Raw genomic sequence first — 20,925 nt, forward strand, 5'->3', positions numbered from 1 at the left:
GGTGTCAGGGTGACGGTGGGTTGTCCGGTGCGCCGTACGGCGGCGCTCCAGGGTAGGGCGGCGGCGGGCCCGGTGCCGGGCCGCCGGGGTAGCGGACCCGCGGCGGCTCTGGCGTTCCCTTGGTGACGGGGAAGTAGTTGGCGATGCCCGGGAAACCGATGCCGGGATTGGGCCGGATATCCAGGCCGGTGCCGAACCCGGTGTCGGTGACCAGATACTTGACCGGGAAGTTCTTGCTCACGTCGGGCAGCGAACCGCAGCTCGGCTTACCGCCGGGACCGCCCTTGGCGTGCACGATCGGCAGGTTGTCCGGATAGCGGTAGGGGTCGTCGCCGAACAGCAGCGCGGCATCCATGATGACGGATTTACCGTTGCCCCCCAAGGCGTCCCGGCCTCCGTGCTCTAAAAACCACTGAGCACCCTGAAAGAGGCAGGTGTAGGTCGGCGAGTACTTCATCAGAAGGTCGGTGGTGGGCAGCAGGACATGGACGGCGCCGACCAGGTTCTGCTGGTTTCTGCCGATCGTGTTGATCCCCGATTGGGCGAATCCGATCGCCGAAAGCAGCAGCTCGTCGAGTGCCTTGGCGTGTGCGGTGATCGTCGCACTTGTCCCCGAAAAGGAGTCGAGAACTGACAGGAGGTCTTGCGCCGCATCCGAATAGGCGTGGGCGGTCTTACCGAACAACTGCCAGTCTTGCCGAACTGTCGGCATTCTCGGGTTCACGGTGAGCAGTACCTGGTTGGCACCGGTGATTGCCTGGCCGATTCGATCGCCCTTGCCGCGCACTCCGTCGGCCACCGCCGACAGCACGGCGTTCAGCTTCGCCGGGTCGATGGCGTGGACGATGGCCTGGAGGTTCTCGAACACGGTGTTGACCTCGACGGTCACGTTGCGTGAGCGCAACACGGCACCCGCCGCCAACGGGCGTGGGCTGGCACCTGCAGAGGGAACCACGAGGTCGACGTACTTGGCACCGAACGCGGTGCTCGACTTGATCTCTGCCTCGACATTGCTTGGCAGGTAACCGAACTCGTGCGGAGAGATCTTGAGTCTCAGTTTCGACAAGTTGACGCCGGACGAATCGGAGTAGGCATCCACTGAGGTGACCTCGCCGATCTGGACGCCGCGCAATTTCACCTTGGCGCCGTTCTCCATGACCAGACCGGCCCGGTCTGAAATCACCGTGACAGGAACGGTTTTCCGCAGCGTTCCGGAGAAGGCCATTCCAGTCAGCACGCTCACTGCCGCGATCACCAAAAGCAGCACCGGTGCCCACCAGATCGGATCGATCTCCCCCCGTCGGCGCGTGTTGGTCATCGCCGTCATCCCGACAAGTGGAAGTTGCCGGACTGCCCGTACACCGACAGCGTGATGGTCAGCAAAATGAATACCCCGGCGGTGATCGAGGTACGCACCGCACGACCGACCGCCTCTCCCACGCCGGCCGGGCCGCCGGTGGCGGTGTAGCCGTAGTAGGTGTGCACCGACATCACGGCGGCTGCCATCGCCAGCGCCTCGGTGAAGGACCACAACAGGTCCGTCGGGTGCAAAAACGACGAAAAGTAGTGGTCGTAAACGCCTCTCGACTGGCCGTAGATGATTGTCGTGCCGAACCGGGTCGCCAGAAACGACATCAACACCGCGACGGTGTAGATCGGGATGACGGCCAGGATTCCCGCCACGATGCGGGTGGACGCCAGGTAGGTGATCGGCCGGATGGCCATCGACTCGAGCGCGTCGATTTCCTCGTTGATGCGCATGGCTCCGAGTTGCGCGGTGGCGCCGGCGCCGATGGTGGCAGCGAGCGCGACGCCGGCGGTCGCCGGCGCGATGAAGCGGACGTTGAGAAACGCTCCGAGGAAACCGGTGAGGGCTTCGATCCCCACATTCGACAGTGTGTTGTAGCCCTGCACGGCGATCAGCGCGCCGGTGGTCAGGGTCAGGAATCCGACGATGACCACCGTGCCACCGATGACAGCCAAGGCGCCGGTGCCCATCCCCATGACGGCGATCAACCGCAACACCTCGGCGGGGTAGCGACGGACGGCGTCCACGGTGGCGCCGAGTGCGTTGCCGTAGAACGCCGTTTGTGCACCGAGGCTGCGTGTCGAGTCGATCACCCGGGTCAGGGCCGGGCTGGTCACGGCGCCACCTTGACGCCGAACGCGGTGGCCAGGATGTTGATCAGGAACAGAGCCATGAATGCGAAGACCACCGTTTCGTTGACGGCGTTCCCGACAGCGGTCGGCCCGCCGCCGACGGAAAGCCCCTTGTAGCAGGCGATCAGACCGGCCGACAGGCCGAACAGCAATGCCTTGACGAGCGATACGATCACCTGCGGCAGACCGGTGAGCAGCGTCATCCCCGCGACGAAGGCACCGGGAGTGACGTGCTGGATGAACACCACGAAGAAGTAGCTTCCGGACAACCCCACCACCGCAACCACCGAATAAAGCATCAGCGCAACGAATGTCGCGGCGATTACCCGCGGCACCACGAGGGCCTGGATCGGGTTGACGCCGATCACCTTCATCGCGTCGATCTCCTCGCGGATCGTACGGGCACCCAGGTCCGCGCACATGGCGGTGGATGCGGCGCCCGAAACGACGATGGCGGTGACCACCGGGCCCACCTGCGTGACGGAGGCGAGAGCTGCTCCGGCGCCGGAGAGGTCACCGGCCCCGACCTCGATCAGCACGATGTTCAGCGTGAAGACGATCAGAACGGTGTAGGGAATCGACAGCACCAGCGTCGGCACGATCGACACCCTGGCCACGAACCAGATCTGGTCGATCAACTCACGCCAGGCGAAGGGCGGGCGCACCATGGCCGCGAAGGTTTCGCCGGCCAGCACGACGAAATCACCCATTGCGACTGCGGGCTTCGACCAGTCGACCTTTGACGCGGTCGGTGGCACTAAGAGTGCGGCCACCCGTTTACCCCGCCCGCCCATAGGCATCCTCGCGTGGCGCCAGGGCCACGCGGAGACCGCGCACAGAAATCACGCGGGAAATCTATGGGCACGGCGCTTGTGGGCAGAGGGTTGGAATCAACCAGAACATATCTGGCCGAAATCCAGGCGCTGACCAGGGCGTTTTGCCCATACGACACAGAGGGTCACACGATCGTGACGCTCACCGTCTGAATGGCGTTGCCGCCGAAGCGTCGATATCGCAGAGCTGCAGCTGCTAATCGCCGCCCATCGCGGCGGCGCTGGCCTGCACCATGAGTCGGACAGCCTCGTTGCGGGTCATGGAGCCGAACATCTGGGCCGCGGCCCGCATTTGCTCACCCACCATCCAGGTCGGCCCGCTGGTGAGGTTGGCGAACGCCTCGGCGATGACCTCGTCAACGGTGGCGGCGTCAGGCGGCACCTCGTCCTCGGAACCGAGTTGTCCCCTGCTGTGCTCGAGCCGGCGCAGCGCCGGCGTGTCGGTCTTGCCGAGCACCAGTCCCAGCACGTCAATACCCTTGTCGTGCAATTCACTCCACAGCGCTTCGGCGAACACCATGTCGAACGCCTTGGTGGCGCCGTAGGCCACCATGTTCGGTCCGCCGACGAATCCGGCGCCTGAACTGAAGATGACGATGCCGCCGCTGCCGCGCCGCACCATCGCCGGCGCGAAGTGGTGACACAACTGCATCGGCGCCATGCAGTTGCGCTGCACCATCGCTTCGGCAGCTGTGATCGGCTGGGCGAGGAACGGCTCGAAGTGGGGATCGGCGCCTGCACAGCAGGCCAGGAACCCGACCTCGAGATCTTTGGTGGCGCCGACGATCGCCGACGTGGCGTCCTGCTCAGTGAGATCGACTGCCAGCGTGTGGGTTTCGGCTCCGGTCCGAGAGCTGATCCCGGCGGCGACGTCGTCGAGCACGGCTTGCCGCCGAGCCACCAGCACGACGTTGAGCCCGCGCTCGGCGAGCCCTTCGGCGAACGCGGCGCCAACGCCGTCGGACGCGCCAGCGACCAGCGCCCACGGACCGTATTTGCCGGCGAACGTCACGACTGTTCCCCGACCGTCGCGACGCGTACCGCGGTGAAGCGGCGCCGCGCGATACGCCACCCGACATCGGTGCGGACCAGTTCGTCGTCGTAGTAACCGATCCCGTTGACTCCGGATGTGTTGTCCCCCAACATGATCAGCGCGTCGACGTAGGTGCGCGCCTGGGCGCTGTCACCGTTGACGGTGATCGCCTGGTTGCTCAGCCGGTGCAGCGTGTGGCCCGCCATCGCATGGGCCGCCTGCATGAATTCGGTGACCGCGTCGACGTCCGTCCACGCCCCGATCTCGCCGTAGTCGAGTTCGCAATCCTCGGTGAACACGGTCCGAAACAGCGGCCAGTCGCGCCGGTCGATCCCGGTGGCGTACCGCACCAGCAGGTCACAAATGTCCTGACGGTCGTCTCGGTCGGTCATGCGACGTCTCCGTTCGGGTGCACGATGATCCGCGGTGGGCCGCTGGACTTGCGGGCAAGGTCGATCGCGTCGGGCACCCCGTCGAGGCCGACGACCGCACCGACGCTGGGCAGCGGATCCAACCGCCCCGAGGCGATGGCGTCGAGAGTGCCGTACCAGTCCTGCGGATGCGGTCCGCCGCCGAACTGAATCGTGACGCCTTGACGGGTGGCGTCGGTGATGCTGAGCGAGTCGCCGGTGTACCAGCCGCCGGCGCAGTAGATGCGGGTACCCATGTCGACGGAATCGACGATGTTCTGGATCAGCCCTGTGGCGCCAACGCATTCGAAGACGACGGCCGGTCCCCACAATCCCCGTTCGGCGCGCACTTGCCGCCACACGTCGAACGGCGACGCTTCGGCCGGGTCCACCAGGATGTGCGCGCCGAAGCTGTCGCGGGCCAGTTCCCGTCGCTCGGCCTGATAGTCCGACACGATGATCGGCTCGACGCCCCGGCCGGCGAGGGCGGCGACGGCTGACAGCCCGATCGCCCCGGCACCGACGACGATCGGAACCTCTCCCTGCTCCATTCGCGCGGAGCGCACGTAGAACTCGCCGACCGCGAACGCGTCGGTCAAAGCAACCGCGTCGCTGGACGCGTCGCCCTCGACGGGCTTGGCGATCGCTTCGGCGACCACCACGAACTCGGCGAAGCTGCCCTGGGCCTCCGGATGTTGACCGATGATCCGCGCACCGTCGGCGCCGCCGTTGACCAACCGGATGGGAATCGACGTGACCCGTGTGCCGACCGGGAACCGGTCGGTACATCCGGGTCCGTGGCCGACGACCTCGCCGGCGAACTCGTGACCGAGCACGATGTCGCGGTCGGCGTCGTAGAGCGAGCGACCCGTCGGGTCGTTGACGCCGAGCTCCGGATGGTCCATGAAATGCACGTCGGACGCACAGATCGCAGTGCTGAGGGTCCGCAGCAGCAGTTCGCCGTCACCGGGAACCGGGTCGGCGGTCTCGCGAACATCCAGGCGGCCGCCCCGCAACACCGCTGCACGCATGGCGATCGCCCTTCCTAGCATTTCTCGATTATTCGAATTAATATCTCGATAATTTGATTCCGACAGTAGGAACTCTGCGGAGAGGAAGTCAAGACATTCCCGGTTCGATGTCCGCCCCGACGATCCGCGTCCTCGACGTCGTGGAGCTGCTGGCCAGTCACGGAGCGGGGGACCTTCGGTTTTCCGATGTGGTGCGCGAACTCGGGCTGACCCAGGCCACCGCGCACGCGATCTTGACGACGCTGTGCGATCGCGGCTGGGCCAGCCGCGACCCTGTCGACAAGACGTTTTCGCTGGGGCCCGCCCTTGCGGTGGTGGCGGCGCGCACAGACCTGGCGCGTCCCCTCGCGCACGCCGCTCGTGGCGCGGCGCTGCAGCTTTCTCGCGAATTGGGTTATCCCGCATCGGTCGTCGAGCGGTTCGGTGATTCGCTGGTGATCACCGCCTTCGAGGGCGGTGACCAACCCGCCGGCGCGCCCGGGGACCGCATCCGCTACGCGCCGCCGTTCGGGGTCGCATTCGCCGCATGGGACACCGACGAAGAACAGCGCGCGTGGATCCAGCGGAGCACCGCGACAGATTCCACCCTGGCCCGGCGCCTCGAAGAGTTGTTGGCGCGCACGCGCGAGCGCGGCTTCGACGTCGACTGCACGACACCGGCGTTGACAGAAGCGGCGCGGGTGGTGGGTACGCTGCCCAGCGACGGACTGCCTGCCCACGTTCGGGAGATCACCGAGCGGTTGCTGGTCGAATTCACCACGATCGGATTTCTTCCCGACGACGCCTCGGCGCGCGAGGCGCGACCGGTGGCCACGATCGCCGCGCCGGTATTCGACGATCGCGGCCGGGTAGCGACGATTGTGGCCGTGCACCCATTGCAGGCCTTGACGCGCAGGCAGATCGACTCTATTGGGCGGCGTGTGACTGGCGCCGCGGGCGGCATCCGTGCGTGAGCTACGGCTCGACGTCAGCGACGCGGTCGGCGAAACGGCGTCGCTGGCGGCGAGCTACTACCCTGCCGGCGCGCCGAATCCGGCCGTGCTGGTGTGCCTGCCCGGTGGGACCTACAACCGGGGCTACTGGCACCTGGATGTGCCCGGGCACGCTGGCTATAACTTCGCGGAATATGCTGCGCAGCACGGTTATTCGGTCGTGGCGATCGATCCGCTCGGCACGGGCGACAGCACCAGACCGGTGCGCGACATCGGCTTGGCGGATATCGCGGCGGCGCTCGCCTGCGCCGTAGCCAGGTTGCCGGAAATCACCGGCAGCACGGAACGTCCCGTCGCGGTGGCGCATTCGCTGGGAGGGTATCTCGCGATATTGCAGCAAACCGCTGCGGCCAGCTACGCGGCGCTGGCCATCCTCGGCTGCACCAACCAACACGTCGCACCGCTGAACCTCGATCCGGAATTCATCACCGCGGCCGCCACACCGCAAGGCCGCGCAGCACTTATCGACCAGTTTGCCGCCGTGCTCCCCGAGCCGTACCTGGAAACCTCGCGGGACTGGTTGCAGAGTTGGTTTCATCTCGACGATGTCCCGCCGGACGTGGTGCAGGCCGACAATCTGACGACGATATCCGTTGCGCCTCGGTGTTTTTCCGCGGCGGCGATCCCGGGAGTGACCGCTGCCGAAGCGGCCCTGGTAGACGTCCCGGTTTTCCTCGGCTACGGCGAGGTGGACGTGTCACCCGACCCGCACAGCGAAGCGCGGTTCTACCGCCGCAGTCCCGACGTCACGACGTTCGTCGTTCCGGGCAGCGCACACTGCCACAACATGGCCACGACCCGCCATGTGCTGTGGCGGCGCATGCTGGACTGGATCGCCGGGCAGTTAGGGTAAGCCATGGCAACGACTCGACGACGGGGCTTCAACGACGCCGTCACCCGGTTCTGGAGTTTCGCGGCACCCGCCTACAATTTTCCGGTTCTGCAGCGATGGGTTTACCGTCCGCCGCACGACGAGGTGATCGCGCAGTTGCGCGCCCACGGAGCTCGCCGCATTGCCGACGTAGCTTGTGGCACCGGGGTTCTGGCTGATCGAATCGAACGTGAGCTTCAACCCGACGCGGTTTACGGCGTGGACATGTCCGATGGGATGCTTGCCCAGGCTCGGGCCCGCTCGGAGGCGGTGCAGTGGCTGAAGGGGCCGGCCGAGCACCTGCCCTTTGACGACGGCGCGCTCGACGCGGTCGTGACGACCTCGGCATTTCATTTCTTCGACCAGCCGGCTGCTGTGCGTGAGTTTCACCGCGTGCTGGCTCCCGGCGGTCTGGCCGTGGTCGTTGCGCTCAGCGCGCGACAGCCGCTGCTGCAGGGACCGGTGGCCAGCCGGTGGAAACCGGCGCACCACGCGTCGCAAGCGGAGATACGGGCGATGTTCGAGGATGCCGGTTTCACCGTCACCGACCAACACCGGGTGCCCCGGCCCGCGTGGATCACCTTCATTTCGGATCTGGTCACCGCCGGGACGAAGTCATGAGCACAGTAGAGCGCTATCTGACGTGCCTGGCCGCGCATGACTGGGATGGCTTGGCGGCCACCATCTCTGACAAAAGCCTGCACCGGGAGGGGCCGTTCTGCGACGTCGTCGAGGGCAAGCAGCGCTACGTCACCTATCTGCGCGAGGTCATCGCGCCGTTGCAGGATCACCGGTTGGCCATAACACGAATCTCCCGCTCAGCCGATCACGTGTCGTACGTAGAGCTCACCGAAAGCTTTCTGCTCGACGGGGATCGAGCCGAATACCCCGAATGCATCGTGTTCGAGCAGGGCGACGACGGGCTGATCAATTACGTCAGCGTGTTCATCAAGCAGCCGGGCGAAGGTCCGCGAACCTGAACGCGCTGCGCTCGCCATCTCACGGCCCGCGCGGGCGAGGCCTTCGACCATCCCCGGCATCCGTCGCGCCTCGAGGTGTTGTTCTCGGGTTCCGACCGTGTGAGTGGTCATTTCCGCGTTCTCCTAATCGTTTAGTAGGGATGGATTGCTGGTCGTGGTGGCGACCAGGGTCTGTTTCCTGGTTGGTCTGCTGTCAGGTGATGCCTGGTTTGTCCCGACGCTCGACGTCTAGAGAAAGAACGGCGCGCCTGGCGGCAGATCACCTCCGGTGGTGGTGGGATGCCGTTGCCCGAGCCCACCGCAGGGTTGACCTCCCGACTGTGTTTCCCGAGCCTTGAGCTCTTCGATAGAACGAGGTCCTGCGGTGAGCTGGAGTCACGGACGGCTAGTGAGATGACGGACCTAAGAGTCCCGCGATTAGGGCGCCGCGTGAGTCCACCGGTGACGGCATAACCATCGATCGAAGGAGTGATGACACCTTGGGCTTGTTTTGTGGAATTGATTGGGCCACTGAACATCACGATGTCGCCGTCATCGACGACGACGGGCGTGTGGTGGCCCGCGGACGGGTCAGCAATGATGCGGCCGGGTTCGCGGCTCTGTTGACGCTGCTGGCTGAGGCCGGTGACAGCGCCGCGCATCCAATCCCGGTGGGGATCGAAACCGATCGCGGACTGTGGGTGGCCGCGCTGCGCGAAACCGGCCGGGTGATCTACCCGATCAACCCACTGGCGGCCTCGCGGTACCGGGCACGGCATGCAGTGTCGGGGGCCAAATCCGATGCCACCGATGCGGTGCTGCTGGCCAATATCGTGCGCACCGATGCCGCCGCGCACCGACCGCTGCCCGCCGACACCGAGCTGGCCCAAGCCATCCGGGTGCTCGCCCGCGCCCAGCAAGATGCGGTTTGGGCGCGTCAGCAGATCGGCAACCAGATCCGCGACCTGCTCAAAGACTTCTACCCGGCCGCCATCGCCGCGTTCGCCGGGCTGCCCGAGGGTGGACTGGCCCGCGCCGACGCCCGCACCATCTTGGCCGCTGCGCCGACCCCAACGCAGGCGGCGACGCTGACTCCCGCCGGCTGCGCCGACTGCTGACCAAAGCTGGCCGCCGACGCCATCTCGACCGCGATATCGAGCGGTTGCGCGCCGTGTTCACCGACACCTACCTGCACCAACCGCCGGCCGTGGAAAACGCGATGGGCATCCAACTGGCGGCGTTGTTGCGCCAACTCGAGGCCGCCTGCACCGCGGCCGACGAGCTGGCCGAGGCGGCGATCGCCCATTTTGAGCAACACCCGGACGCCAAGATCATCACCAGCTTCCCGGCCTGGGATGTTGGCCGGCGCCCGGGTGCTCGCCGAGATCGGCGATGACCGAACCCGCTTCGCTGAGGCCCGCGGACTCAAAGCCTTCGCCGGATCCGCCCCCATCACCCGCGCCAGCGGCAAGAAAACCGTTGTCCTGCACCGCCACATCAAGAACCGGCGACTGGCCGCCGTCGGCCCGATCTGGGCACTGGGATCGCTGCGCGCCTCGCCGGGCGCGCGTCGCCACTACGATGCCCGCCGCGCCGCCGGAGACTGGAACCACCAAGCCCAACGGCACCTGTTCAACAAGTTTCTCGGCCAACTCCACCACTGCCTGCAGACCGGCCGGCTCTACAACGAACACCTGGCGTTTCCACCTCCTCTCTCGCTCGTGGCTTGACTCTTAACTTCGTGAGATGTCTTTCTCGTCATGGCGGCGGACCGTCGAACCGCCGTCACTTGGACGAAGAATGGAGAGGCGCTAACCCGACTACCGAGGCGGTCGCGGATCGTTGGGATTGTCCGGGTCACCGTCACCGAACCATCGCGACGGTTCGTGCTCGCCGTATTCGTCGTGCCAGTTCCACCACTCGTACGGCGGCGTTTGCGGGTAGCCTTCCGGCGAGTCTTCCCAGTTTTCTTGGCGCCCAAGCGCAGTCATGTCGAGGTAAGTCCAGGTGTTCTCGAACGCCTCGTCGCCGCGGTTGTTGATGAAGTAGGTACGGAACACGCGGTCGTCGTCGCGGATGAACGCGTTGGTGCCGTGCCATTCGTCCACGCCGAAGTCGGCGTCGAAGCTGTCGGTGATCGTGTACCACGGGACCTGCCAACCCATTCGGGCCTTGACGCGCGCCAGTTCGGGCTGCCCACCGCGCGATGCGAACACCAATGTGGTGTCGCGGGCGTTCAGATGCGCGAGGTGGGGAATGTGGTCGGCCAGCATGGAGCAGCCGCGGCAACCGCGGTCGGGCCAGCCTTCCACGCCGGGCGCGACGAACGCGCGGTAGACGATCAGCTGGCGGCGGCCCTGGAAAAGATCAAGCAGGCTCACCTTGCCGCCCGGGCCGTCGAACGCGTAGCGCTTCTCCACGGCCAGCCAGGGCATGCGTCGCCGCTTGGCGGCCAGCGCGTCGCGCGCTCGGGTCAGCTTCTTCTCCTCGACCAGCAGCTGTTGACGCGCGGCCTCCCACTCGGCGGACGACACGATCGGCGGTGTCTTCATTGGATGCGCTCCTTCCGGGTTTCAGTTCAGCGGTGACAGCCCCGCGGCGGTGAGCAGAAATGCGCCGTGGTCCTGTCTGTCGCCGATGACGACTTCCAATACCGACTTGCCCACGTGCTCGGCGGTCAGCGCGGGCCCAGACGACTGAACGAAGGTGGCGACGTCGACGCCCTGCCGCTCGGCGTAGGCGGCCACGGCCTTGGCGCCGAGGTCGGTGGTGTGAGTCAATCTCGGCAGGACGGACACGAAGCTGATCCCCAGGCCGGCTTGCTTCGACTCGATGGCCGCGTAATCGGTGATGAACTTGACGGTGGCCTTGGCGCCGGCGTAGCCACCGCTCAGCGGCGATCCGTTGAGCGCGGCGCCGCTGGAGATCGCGATCACCGCGCTGCCCGGGTCCAAGGGGCGTTGCAGTGCGTGACGGACCCAGCGGAATGCCTGCGCCACATCGGTATTCCAGTTCTCGCTGAACGACTCCCACGTCTGGTCCTGCAAGGGACGCATCTGCGGCGTGGCCCCTGCAGCGAGCACCACCGTGCGCGGTTGATGTTCGTCGATGAGCCGGCGGGCTGTCGCCGGCTCGGCCGCGTCGGCGACGACCGCGGTGAAGGAGTCGCCCAACTGGTCGCGTACCTCGTCGAGGTGCGCTCGGCTGCGGGCGACGCCGACGACGTGGGCACCGCCAGCCGCCAAAGCCGCGGCGACGCCCCGGCCGAATCCGCGGCTGGCTCCGGTGACGATCGCCGTTGTGCCGACGAGTTCGTTCTGGTTCATGGCGTCTCCTGACGTGGTTCGGTCACTAATGCAGATACGCGCCCGGCCCGCGATTCATCGGTGCGCGGCCGATGAATTTCGGCGGCCGGGTGTATCTGTACTGATGAGGGGGCAACCGTGCCGGTCCAAGAAGAGTTCATGACGCAGGCGGCGCCGTATCGCGCCGAGCTGATCGCGCATTGCTACCGCATGCTCGGCTCGGTGCACGACGCCGAGGATCTCGTCCAGGAGACCTACCTGCGCGGCTGGCGGGCCTACCAGCAATTCGAGGAACGCGCAGCGCTGCGAACCTGGCTGTACCGCATCGCGACGACCGCGTGCTTGCGGGCGCTGGAAAACCGCGCCCGCCGGGCACTGCCCACGGGAGTCGGCGCCGGCTCAGTCGACCCCGACGCGGATTTCACAGGTAACAGCGGCGACCATGCCTGGATCGAGCCACTCCCGGACTCGTTGACCCCTGAAGCGGCGGTCACTGGGAAGCAAAGTATTCGGCTGGCCATCGTCACCGCGATGCAGGAGCTTACGGCGCGACAGCGGGCCGTGCTGATCCTGCGCGACGTGGTGCAGTTCAGCGCCGCCGAGGTTGCCGAACTCCTGGAGACCACACCGGCCTCGGTCAACAGCGCCCTGCAGCGGGCACGCTCTCGGCTGGCCGAGGTAGCACCCGGCGAGGAAGACGTCGCCGAACCCGGCGACGCCGCGCTGCGCGAGCTGGTCGACCGCTACTGCGCAGCCTTCGAAAACGCCGACATTGCCGCGCTCACCGAGCTGTTGCGCGCCGACGTCAAGCTCGAAATGCCGCCACTGGCAGTCTGGTTCAGTGGACGCGACGCCGTGACGCGTTTCCTCAACTCCCGGGCCATCGCCGACCCCGGAGATGTGGCGATGATCCCGACGGCCGCAAACGGGCAACCCGCTGTTGCCGAGTACCGTCGCAGCGACGACGGCGTCCTGCGCGCGCACTCGATACACGTCCTCAGCGCCGGCCGCGACGGGATCAGTGCCATCACGGTGTTCCTGGACCCGACGCTGTTCGCCACGTTTGGTATGACGGCCACCCGGTAAGACGAGCGCCGACGCTCGTTTGTGGACAGTTACGTCAGACGCCACAAGGATTGACGCGGTAGACCTCGTTGAAGGGTGACGGAATGAAGGTTCCGGGAGTAGCCGCCGTCGTCGGTGGCATGACCGGTGAAGCGTTGCAGCTGGTGCGCGCCGGGGTACAAGGCGCTGCCGATGCCGCGGGCGCCGTACAGACGCTGGCGGGGCCTGTGGTGCAGTCGGTCGGTCAGACGACCGCCCGCGTGTTCGGGACGGGCAATGCCCACAACGGCTCCCCTGACCGCGTCGCGCCGCCGGTGCGCTGGCAGAGCGGGCGGCGGGTGCATCTGGACCTGGATCCCTTGTTGCCATTTCCCCGCTGGCACGAGCATGCGGCGGTGGTAGAGGAGCCGGTTCGCAGGATTGCCGGCGTGGCCAGCGCCCATGTCGAAGGCGCATTGGGCCGGCTGGTGGTCGAGGTCGAGGATGACGCCGATCCTGAGCTTGTCCTGGAGGCGGTGCGTGACACGGTGACCGCGGTAGCCACGGACTTAACCACTACGGCGTCGGAGTCCGCGCCCCGGACCGCGCCGTTCGCCGACCCCGGTAACCCCTTGGCGTTCGTGGTCCCGCTGACCGCCGCGGCGATGGACGTCGTGGCGATCGGCGCCGCGGTGACCGGCTGGGTCGTGCGGCTGCCCGCCGCGCCGCGCACCACCCGGGCCGCGGCCGCGCTCCTCAGCAACCAGCCGCGGGTCGTGTCGTTTCTCGAGTCGCGGCTGGGCCGGGTCGGCACCGATCTTGCGCTCAGCGCGTCCACCGCGGCGGCCAACGGGCTGACCCAAGCGGTCGGCACGCCGCTGCTGGACCTCGCCCAACGGGCCCTGCAGATGTCGGAGGCGGTGGCCCACCGCGACCGATGGCGGCACCGGGAGCCGGAGCTGGCCTCGCCCACCCGGCCGCAAGCCCCGGTCGTCCCGGTGATCTCGTCCGCCGGGCCAGGGTCGCACACGCCCCGGCACAACTGGGCGGCCGCAGCGGCGGGCGAGGCGTCGCACGTCGTCGTCGACGGCGCCATCGACGCCGCAATCGACACCGAGAAAGGGTCGATGGCCGGACCGGTGGAGGATTATGCCGCGCAGGCCGCCAACGGTTCGCTCATTGCCGCGGCGGGAGCGTTGCTCGGCGGCGGGGGCACCGAGGACGCCGCCGGTGCGATCCTGGCCGGCGTGCCCAAGGCCGCCCACATGGGCCGGCAGACCTTCGCGGCCGTCCTGGGCCGCGGGCTGGCCAACGACGGGCACATGGTCCTCGACCCGGGCGCACTGCGCCGCCTGGATCGGATCAAAGTCATCCTCATCGACGGCGCAGCGCTGCGCGGTGACGCCCGCGCCGTGCTGCACGCGCGCGGAGACGCACCCGGATGGGACGACGACCGCGTCTACGAGGTCGCCGACGCCCTGCTGCACGCCGAGCAGCCACCGGAGCCCGACCCCGACGAGCTGCCGGCCACCGGGGCGCGGCTGCGGTGGGTTCCGGCGCAGGGCCCCTCGGCGACGCCCGCCCAGGGTCTCGAGCGAGCCGACCTCATGGTCGACGGCGAATGCGTCGGCGGCGTCGAAGTGGGCTGGGAAGTCGACCCGTTCGCGGTCGCGTTGCTGCAGACTGCGCACCGCACCGGCGCCCGGGTGGTGCTGCGGCACGTCGCCGGCACGCAGGATCTGGCCGCCAGCGTGGCGGAAAGTCATCCGGCCGGCACGCCGCTGCTCAAGCTGGTGCGCGAGCTGCGTTCCGATCGCGGACCGGTACTGCTGATCACCGCGCTGCACCGCGACTTCGCGTCGACCGACACGTTGGCGGCGCTGGCCGTCGCCGACGTGGGCGTGGCGCTCGACGATCCGCAGGCGGCCACCCCGTGGACCGCCGACATCATCACCGGCACCGATCTCGCGGCGGCCGTGCGGATCATGTCGGCGGTGCCCGCGGCCCGGCGGGCCAGCGAATCTGCGGTGCGTCTTGCCCAAGGCGGCAGCACGCTGGCCGGGCTGCTGCTGGTCACCGGTGAGCCGCGCCCAACCAGCCCGCTGGCGGTGCGGCGCTGGCTCAACCCGGTCAACGCGGCCGCCGCGACAGCGTTGGTCTCCGGCGCGTTCTCGGCCACCAAGGTGCTGCGGCTGCCCGATCCCACCCCGCAACCACTGACCGCCTGGCACGCGCTGGACCCGGAGATCGTCTACGCGCGGCTGGCGCGCGGGGCGCGACCGTTGGCAGTCGAGCCCGGGATGGCGCCGTGGCGGCGATTCCTCGAGGACCTGTCCTACAACCCGCTGGTGGCGCCGCTGCGCGGACCGGGAGCCCGCCTCATGCGACTGGCCGCCGCGACGCGTGCCGAACTCGCCGACCCCTTGACCCCGATCCTGGCCGTCGGAGCAGCAGCGTCGGCGATCGTCGGCAGCAACATCGACGCCCTTCTGGTGACCGGCGTGATGACTGCCAACGCGATCACCGGCGGGGTGCAACGGTTGCGGGCGGACGCCGCGGCCGCCGAACTGTTCGCCGAACAGGAAAAACTGGCGCGCCGCGTCGTCGTCCCGGCGGTGGCGACCACCCGGCGCCGGCTGGAAGCGGCCCGGCACACCGAGCGCACGGTCACGGTGACCGCGAGTGCACTGCGCCCCGGCGACGTCATCGACCTGGCCGCTCCGGACGTCGTGCCCGCCGATGCCCGCCTGCTGCTCGCCGAGGACCTCGAGGTCGACGAATCCTTGCTCACCGGTGAGTCGTTGCCGGTCGACAAGCAAGTAGACCCGGTGGCCGCCGGCGATACCGAGCGCGCAAGCATGCTGTTCGAGGGCAGCACGATCGTCGCCGGGCGTGCCCGCGCGATCGTCGTGGCGACCGGCAGTGCCACCGCGGCTCAGCGCGCGATTTCGGCGGTCGCCGACGTCGAGTCGGCGGCCGGGATACAAGCCCGGCTGCGCGAGCTGACCAGCAAGGTCCTCCCGCTCACGCTCGCCGGTGGGGCCGCGGTGAGCGGGTTGGCGTTGCTGCGCAAGGCGTCGCTGCGGCAGGCGGTCGCCGACGGTGTCGCCATCGCGGTGGCGGCGGTCCCGGAGGGTCTGCCGCTGGTGGCGACGCTGGCCCAGCTCGCCGCCGCGCGGCGGCTGTCGGCGCTTGGGGTGCTGGTCCGCGCCCCGCGCACCGTGGAGGCGCTGGGTCGTGTCGACACCGTCTGTTTCGACAAGACCGGCACCCTCACCGAGAACCGCCTGCGGGTCGTGCGGGCGGTGCCGGCCACGACCAGCCCTCGCGGTCCGTTCCCCGACGCCGCCGACCCCGGCGCCGTCGAGGTGTTGCGGGCCGCTGCCCGTGCATCCACCCAGCCGCACAACGGGCAGGGCCACGCGCACGCCACCGACGAAGCCATCCTCACCGCTGCGAAAGACCTTGACAGCCAAGGTGATTCGGAGTGGACGCTACTTGCCGAGGTGCCATTCGAGTCCAGTCGTGGCTTCGCCGCTGCGATCGGCACCCTGAGCACGGACCCCGCATCGCCGGTGCTGATGCTCAAGGGCGCTCCGGAGGTCGTCCTGCCGCGCTGCCGCTTCGCCGAGTCGGACGCCGACCTCGATCACGCGGAATCGTTGGTGCACAGCCTGGCCGAGCAGGGCCTGCGGGTGCTGGCGGTGGCCCGACGCAGCTGGGACCACGACACCAGCGACGACGACACCGACGCCGACGCCGTCGACGCCGCCGCGCACGACTTGGAACTGCTCGGCTACGTCGGCTTGGCGGACACCGCGCGGCCCTCGGCGCGGCCGCTGATCGAAGCGCTGCTGGACGCCGAGCGCCATGTCGTGCTGATCACCGGCGACCATCCGGTGACCGCGCGGGCGATCGCTCACCAACTGGGCCTGCCGTCCGACGTGCGGGTGGTCACCGGCGCCGAATTCGCGGGCCTCGACGAGGACTCCTGCACCAAATTGGCCGCCGACGTACAGGTCTTCGCCCGGGTCAGCCCGGAACAGAAGGTGCAAATCGTTGCGGCGCTGCAGCGTAGCGGGCGGGTCACCGCCATGGTCGGCGACGGCGCCAACGACGCGGCCGCCATCCGGATGGCCGACGTGGGTATCGGGGTCAGCGGTCGCGGCTCGTCGGCCGCCCGCGGCGCCGCCGACTTGGTGTTGACCGAGGACGACCTGGGTGTGCTTCTCGACGCCCTGGTCGAGGGCCGCGGCATGTGGGCCGGTGTGCGTGACGCCGTGACGATGCTGGTCGGCGGCAACGTCGGCGAGGTGCTCTTCACGATCATCGGGACGGCGTTCGGCGCCGGCCGGGCGCCGGTCGGGACCCGTCAACTGCTGTTGGTGAATCTGCTGACCGACATGTTCCCGGCGCTGGCCGTGGCCGTGACGCCGCAGTACCCGCAGCCCGAGGAAGCCGAGGGCCAGGACGCGGACGCGGCGCGATGGGCCTATCAGCGGGCGATACTGACCGAGCCGGCGCCGTCGCTCGACGTGCCGCTGATGCGCCAGATCATCAGCCGCGGCGCGGTGACGGCTGCCGGTGCGACGGCGGCCTGGGCCATCGGTCGCTGGACGCCCGGCACCGAACGACGAACGGCGACAATGGGTTTGACGGCGCTGGTCTCTACGCAACTGGCGCAGACGCTGCTCACCCGCCGGCACAGCCCGCTGGTGGTGGCCACGGCGCTGGGCAGCGCGGCCGTACTGGTGGGCATCGTCCAGACCCCGGGCATCAGCCACTTCTTCGGCTGCACACCGCTGGGACCGGTGGCGTGGACGGGGGTGATCGGCTCCACCGCGGCGGCCACCGCCATCTCGGTGGTTGCGCCCAACTGGCTGATCAAGACCACCAGCGACGAAACACCCGCTACGCCCGACGGCGCACCGCGGCTACACCTCGTCGAGTAGTTATCTCGGCAGGTCGTTGCGCAGCACCTTGCCGGCGGCATTGCGCGGAATGCTCTGGACGATGCTGATGTCTCTCGGCTGTTCGAAGCGAGACACCTTGTCCTTCAAGTACTCCCGCAGCGTTGCTTCGTCGATGCCGCTGTCCGGCCTCGTCACGACGAATGCAGCCAGTCGTTGACCGAACTTTTCGTCGGGGACGCCGACGACCGCGATATCGACGACGTCGGGATGCTCGGTGAGGGCGTTTTCCACCGCGCGGGGGTAGACGTTCTCGCCTCCCGACACGATCATGTCGTCTGCTCGGCCGACGATGAACAGCCGGCCCGATTCGTCGAAATAGCCCATGTCGCCGGTGGCGGTCATGTTGTGGACGACGGACTTGGCGGTGCCGCCGGTGTAGCCCTCGAACGTCAATTCGCCGCCGACGAAGACACGGCCGGTGACGTGCGGGCCGACCGGCTCGTCGTTGTCATCCAATACCCGCACCCGGCAGCCCAGCGACGGTCTTCCGACCGTTTCGGGGTTGTCGCGCAGGTCGGCCGGTGTTGCCAGCGCGCCGATGCCGACTTCGGTGGAGCCATAGCCGTTGTAGAGGATGTCGCCGTAGGCCTCGGTGAACCGCCGCACCAGACTCGGCTCGAGCCGCGCGCCGCTGGAGAGCACTACCCGCAGCGACGGCAGCGGGTTTCGGTCCCGAACCTGTTGCGGCAACTCGAGGATGCGTGCCAGCATCACCGGCACCACGGTCAACGCGTCGGCACGATGCAGCGACGCCTGCGCCAGTGTCGCCTCGGCGTCGAACCGCCGATGGGTGAGTATCGTGCCGCCGAGGGCCACGGTGAGGATTGTCATGCCCAGGCCGAGCCCGTGAAACATGGGCACTGCCACCGCGATTCGGGAACCGACACGCAGGCCGGTGCGCTCGAGGATCGTCACGCCGACGCCCACCACGCCCGGATTGATCCGCGGCGCGCGCGGCACACCTTTGGGCTTTCCCGTCGTGCCGGAGGTGAGCAGCACGATGCGGCCGCCCCGCCCCACCCTGGGTCGTGAATCCGGCGCTGCGGTCGCGGCCGCGTCGACGGCCGTGACCGACCCGTCGGCGGCCTGCACCCGCTCGGTGAATTCGGCGTCGCAGACCACGGTTTCGATGCCGTGCGCGCTCAGCGCGGCGGCTAGCGCATCGGTGCTGAATTCGGTGTTGACCAGCACCACGTCGGCGCCGACCAATGCGACGGCGAACAGCGCCTCGAGGAAGCGGCGACCGTTGCGGCACATGACGCCGACCGCCTGGCCGGGCTGAATGCCGAGGCGTTGCAGTTCGAAGGCCAGCGCTTCGGTCTTCGACTGCACCTCGCGATAGCTGACCGCGCCGTCGTCGTCGATCACCGCGGTCCGGTTCGGCCATCGCGCCGCCGTGACCGCGAGCAGCGTGAAGATGTTCGTGCCGCCTCGACGCGCCTCATTCATGACGCGGACCAGCACGGCCGGGCCGGGCGGGCTGAGCAGTCGAGACCCCAACAGGGCGCGCGCCGCGGCGCCGGCAGCACCGATCGCCGTCATCGGCGCCCTCGATCGGAGTCGACGACATTGCGGTACCAGATCCGTGCGGCCCGCTCGATCGGTCCGGCCAGCACCACCGAGGCGACTTCGGCGGGCAACGTCCAGGCCGGGGCGATGGTGCGCGGCCGTTCGATGATCGCCTTGGCGACCACGTCGGCGGCCTGGTGCGGATCCAGTCCCGGCACCTTGAGCAAGATCGGGGTCGGCTCGATCATCCGGGTGCGAACTATCGCGAAGTAGATCGATGTGACGTCGATGCCGTCGGAACGCAATTCCGGTGCGACACTGCGCAACCAGCGGTCGAACGCGCCTTTGGACGCCTGGTAGGCGCCCCACTGCGGGGCGGGCGGCACGCGGACACCGACGCTGGAAACGTTGACGACGTGCCCGCCGCGCTTTTGGCGCATCGCGGGTAGCACACCGAGCAGTAGCTGAATCGGGCCGAGATAGTTGACCGCGATCGTGCGTTGGAAATCGTGCGGCCGGTCGTACTGGTGGCGCAGCGAGCGGCGCAACGACTTGCCCGCATTGCTGACGACGACGTCGAGTGGGCCGTGCTCGTCGCCGATCCGGGTCACCAGTGTGCGGACCGCGGATTCGTCGCTGAGATCGACCGGGTAGGCGAATGCTTGTCCGCCGCCCGCGGTGATCGATGCGACGAGATCGTCGAGCCGGTCGGCCGAGCGCGCGACCGCCAGCACCGTCGCTTCCGCGGCGGCCAATGTGCGAGCGGTTGCCTCGCCGACTCCGTACGACGCCCCGGTGACCAGCACGGTCTTGCCCGCAACGACATTGCGCAACCTGTCGGGATCGGCGACGCGCGGCGGGTTGGCCAGCCTGTCGATCGTCTTAGCTACCACGTTCATCGGCCCGCTGTTCGACGAATCGTTGAACTGCCGCGGCGATCTCCTCCGGACAGTCCTCTTGCAGAAAATGCTTGGCGGGCAACAAGGTTACCTGCGTAGTACCGGTGGCCAGCTGGGCCTGCACGCCGTGGCGGCGCCAACTGAGCATCCGGTCTCGCATGCCCCAGACGATCTGGATTGGATACGCCACGTTACGCAGCGCCGCCCAATAGCGGCCCTGGCTTTCGGCGTTGAGTTCGAAGCCCCGCATGATCTTGAGGAACGCCCGCCCGCCGTCCTCGCCGAACAATAGTGGCTTCCAGCAAGAGATTTCGGCGAGCGGCACATTACGGCTGACCGCGACCATCCGCATGATCGCCTCGAACGCGCCCGGAATGCGCATCGCCTGCAGCCAGGCCTCGCCGAGGCCGCGATGCGCGAACGGCTCCATGGGCCAGGGGCGATGAAACGTTTCGACCGCGACGATCGTGTTGAGCAACGTCATCGAGCGCACGCGATCCGGAACCGCATGTGCCACTTCAAAGCCGACCGGACCGCCGATGTCGTGCAGCACCAGATGGAACCGCTGCAGGGCGAGCGCATCGAGCGCCGAGAGCAGCCAGCGCCCCAACCCACTCCAGCTGTAGTCGAAATCCTTCGGCCGCTCGGCCAGGCCGAGCCCGGGCAAGTCGACGGCGACGCCGCGCAGAGCCCGTCGCGCCAGCGCGGGAACCACCTTGCGGTACAGGTACGCCGACGCCGGTACCCCGTGCACGCACACCACCGGCGGGGCATCGCGCGGGCCATCGTCGAGCACGAACGACGAGATGCCGTCCGCGGTGAAGGATCGTCCGGAAGCCCGGTACTCGTCGAGCAGCCGTGACACCGAACTCATGCTCAAAGTCTGACAGACATTCGCGCGTAGGC

Annotated in this window: 17 protein-coding genes and 1 pseudogene; 7 read left to right on the top strand and 11 right to left on the bottom strand. The window is 68.1% G+C overall.

All coding sequences use genetic code 11. The features are described 5' to 3' along the window. Positions 1 to 4: 4 nt before the first annotated feature. The 6 genes from G6N47_RS07415 to G6N47_RS07440 all read right to left on the bottom strand — a co-directional run bounded on the left by G6N47_RS07415 (position 5) and on the right by G6N47_RS07440 (position 5,467). The gene (locus tag G6N47_RS07415; RefSeq protein WP_083134134.1) at positions 5 to 1,318 is read right to left on the bottom strand and encodes an MCE family protein; all 1,314 of its coding nucleotides are present in this window, start codon (positions 1,316 to 1,318) and stop codon (positions 5 to 7) included. A 5-nt stretch (positions 1,319 to 1,323) separates the two neighbouring features. Further along, on the bottom strand, positions 1,324 to 2,145 hold the full coding sequence (locus G6N47_RS07420) for an ABC transporter permease (RefSeq protein ID WP_232080145.1): 822 nt from the start codon (positions 2,143 to 2,145) through the stop codon (positions 1,324 to 1,326). Next, a complete protein-coding gene (locus G6N47_RS07425; RefSeq protein ID WP_083134116.1) occupies positions 2,142 to 2,870 on the bottom strand; it encodes an MlaE family ABC transporter permease in 729 nt (242 codons plus the stop codon). Before G6N47_RS07425 ends, G6N47_RS07420 begins: the two co-directional genes overlap by 4 nt. A 319-nt stretch (positions 2,871 to 3,189) precedes the next feature. Further along, positions 3,190 to 4,005 carry an SDR family NAD(P)-dependent oxidoreductase gene (locus G6N47_RS07430; RefSeq protein WP_083134117.1) on the bottom strand — a complete coding sequence of 272 codons (816 nt, stop codon included), beginning with the start codon at positions 4,003 to 4,005 and terminating at the stop codon, positions 3,190 to 3,192. Then, the gene (locus G6N47_RS07435) at positions 4,002 to 4,418 is read right to left on the bottom strand and encodes a nuclear transport factor 2 family protein (protein WP_083134118.1); all 417 of its coding nucleotides are present in this window, start codon (positions 4,416 to 4,418) and stop codon (positions 4,002 to 4,004) included. The genes G6N47_RS07430 and G6N47_RS07435 overlap by 4 nt, the downstream gene beginning before the upstream one ends. Continuing rightward, positions 4,415 to 5,467: a zinc-binding dehydrogenase gene (locus G6N47_RS07440; protein WP_083134136.1), complete on the bottom strand. Its 1,053-nt coding sequence runs from the start codon at positions 5,465 to 5,467 to the stop codon at positions 4,415 to 4,417. Before G6N47_RS07440 ends, G6N47_RS07435 begins: the two co-directional genes overlap by 4 nt. Before the next feature lie 107 nt (positions 5,468 to 5,574). Here G6N47_RS07440 and G6N47_RS07445 point away from each other — a divergent pair, with 107 nt between their 5' ends. From G6N47_RS07445 to G6N47_RS07465, 5 genes and pseudogenes are all read left to right on the top strand, one after another. Further along, positions 5,575 to 6,420 (top strand): IclR family transcriptional regulator, encoded by an 846-nt coding sequence (locus G6N47_RS07445; RefSeq protein ID WP_083134119.1) that lies wholly within the window; start codon positions 5,575 to 5,577, stop codon positions 6,418 to 6,420. Beyond that, on the top strand, positions 6,392 to 7,312 hold the full coding sequence (locus G6N47_RS07450; RefSeq protein ID WP_083134120.1) for an alpha/beta hydrolase: 921 nt from the start codon (positions 6,392 to 6,394) through the stop codon (positions 7,310 to 7,312). The genes G6N47_RS07445 and G6N47_RS07450 overlap by 29 nt, the downstream gene beginning before the upstream one ends. A gap of 3 nt (positions 7,313 to 7,315) precedes the next feature. Further along, complete coding sequence (locus G6N47_RS07455) at positions 7,316 to 7,951, top strand: class I SAM-dependent methyltransferase (RefSeq protein WP_083134121.1); 636 nt, start codon at positions 7,316 to 7,318, stop codon at positions 7,949 to 7,951. Beyond that, entirely contained in the window at positions 7,948 to 8,310 is a 363-nt protein-coding gene (locus tag G6N47_RS07460; protein WP_083134122.1) for a nuclear transport factor 2 family protein, read from the top strand. Before G6N47_RS07455 ends, G6N47_RS07460 begins: the two co-directional genes overlap by 4 nt. A gap of 485 nt (positions 8,311 to 8,795) precedes the next feature. After that, positions 8,796 to 10,019, top strand: a pseudogene (locus G6N47_RS07465) (IS110 family RNA-guided transposase). A 90-nt stretch (positions 10,020 to 10,109) separates the two neighbouring features. Here the strand turns inward: G6N47_RS07465 and G6N47_RS07470 are convergent. Next, positions 10,110 to 10,841 carry a DUF899 domain-containing protein gene (locus G6N47_RS07470; RefSeq protein WP_083132306.1) on the bottom strand — a complete coding sequence of 244 codons (732 nt, stop codon included), beginning with the start codon at positions 10,839 to 10,841 and terminating at the stop codon, positions 10,110 to 10,112. A 21-nt stretch (positions 10,842 to 10,862) separates the two neighbouring features. Next, a complete protein-coding gene (locus G6N47_RS07475; RefSeq protein WP_083132305.1) occupies positions 10,863 to 11,615 on the bottom strand; it encodes an SDR family oxidoreductase in 753 nt (250 codons plus the stop codon). Between the two features lie 117 nt (positions 11,616 to 11,732). Here G6N47_RS07475 and G6N47_RS07480 point away from each other — a divergent pair, with 117 nt between their 5' ends. Continuing rightward, positions 11,733 to 12,680, top strand: coding sequence for a sigma-70 family RNA polymerase sigma factor (locus tag G6N47_RS07480; protein WP_083132304.1), 948 nt, complete (start codon positions 11,733 to 11,735; stop codon positions 12,678 to 12,680). 83 nt (positions 12,681 to 12,763) lie between these two features. Next, positions 12,764 to 17,590, top strand: a complete 4,827-nt coding sequence (locus G6N47_RS07485) for a cation-translocating P-type ATPase (protein WP_083132303.1) — start codon at positions 12,764 to 12,766, stop codon at positions 17,588 to 17,590. Here G6N47_RS07485 and G6N47_RS07490 read toward each other — a convergent pair whose 3' ends face one another. The 3 genes from G6N47_RS07490 to G6N47_RS07500 are packed head-to-tail and all read right to left on the bottom strand — an operon-like array spanning position 17,591 to position 20,893. Then, positions 17,591 to 19,153 carry an AMP-binding protein gene (locus G6N47_RS07490; protein WP_083132302.1) on the bottom strand — a complete coding sequence of 521 codons (1,563 nt, stop codon included), beginning with the start codon at positions 19,151 to 19,153 and terminating at the stop codon, positions 17,591 to 17,593. Next, entirely contained in the window at positions 19,150 to 20,019 is an 870-nt protein-coding gene (locus G6N47_RS07495; RefSeq protein ID WP_083132301.1) for an SDR family NAD(P)-dependent oxidoreductase, read from the bottom strand. The genes G6N47_RS07490 and G6N47_RS07495 overlap by 4 nt, the downstream gene beginning before the upstream one ends. Next, positions 20,003 to 20,893: an alpha/beta fold hydrolase gene (locus G6N47_RS07500; protein ID WP_232080148.1), complete on the bottom strand. Its 891-nt coding sequence runs from the start codon at positions 20,891 to 20,893 to the stop codon at positions 20,003 to 20,005. The genes G6N47_RS07495 and G6N47_RS07500 overlap by 17 nt, the downstream gene beginning before the upstream one ends. Positions 20,894 to 20,925 lie beyond the last annotated feature (32 nt).

Source organism: Mycobacterium branderi (genome assembly GCF_010728725.1).
In the GTDB taxonomy this organism is placed as follows: Bacteria; Actinomycetota; Actinomycetes; order Mycobacteriales; family Mycobacteriaceae; genus Mycobacterium; species Mycobacterium branderi.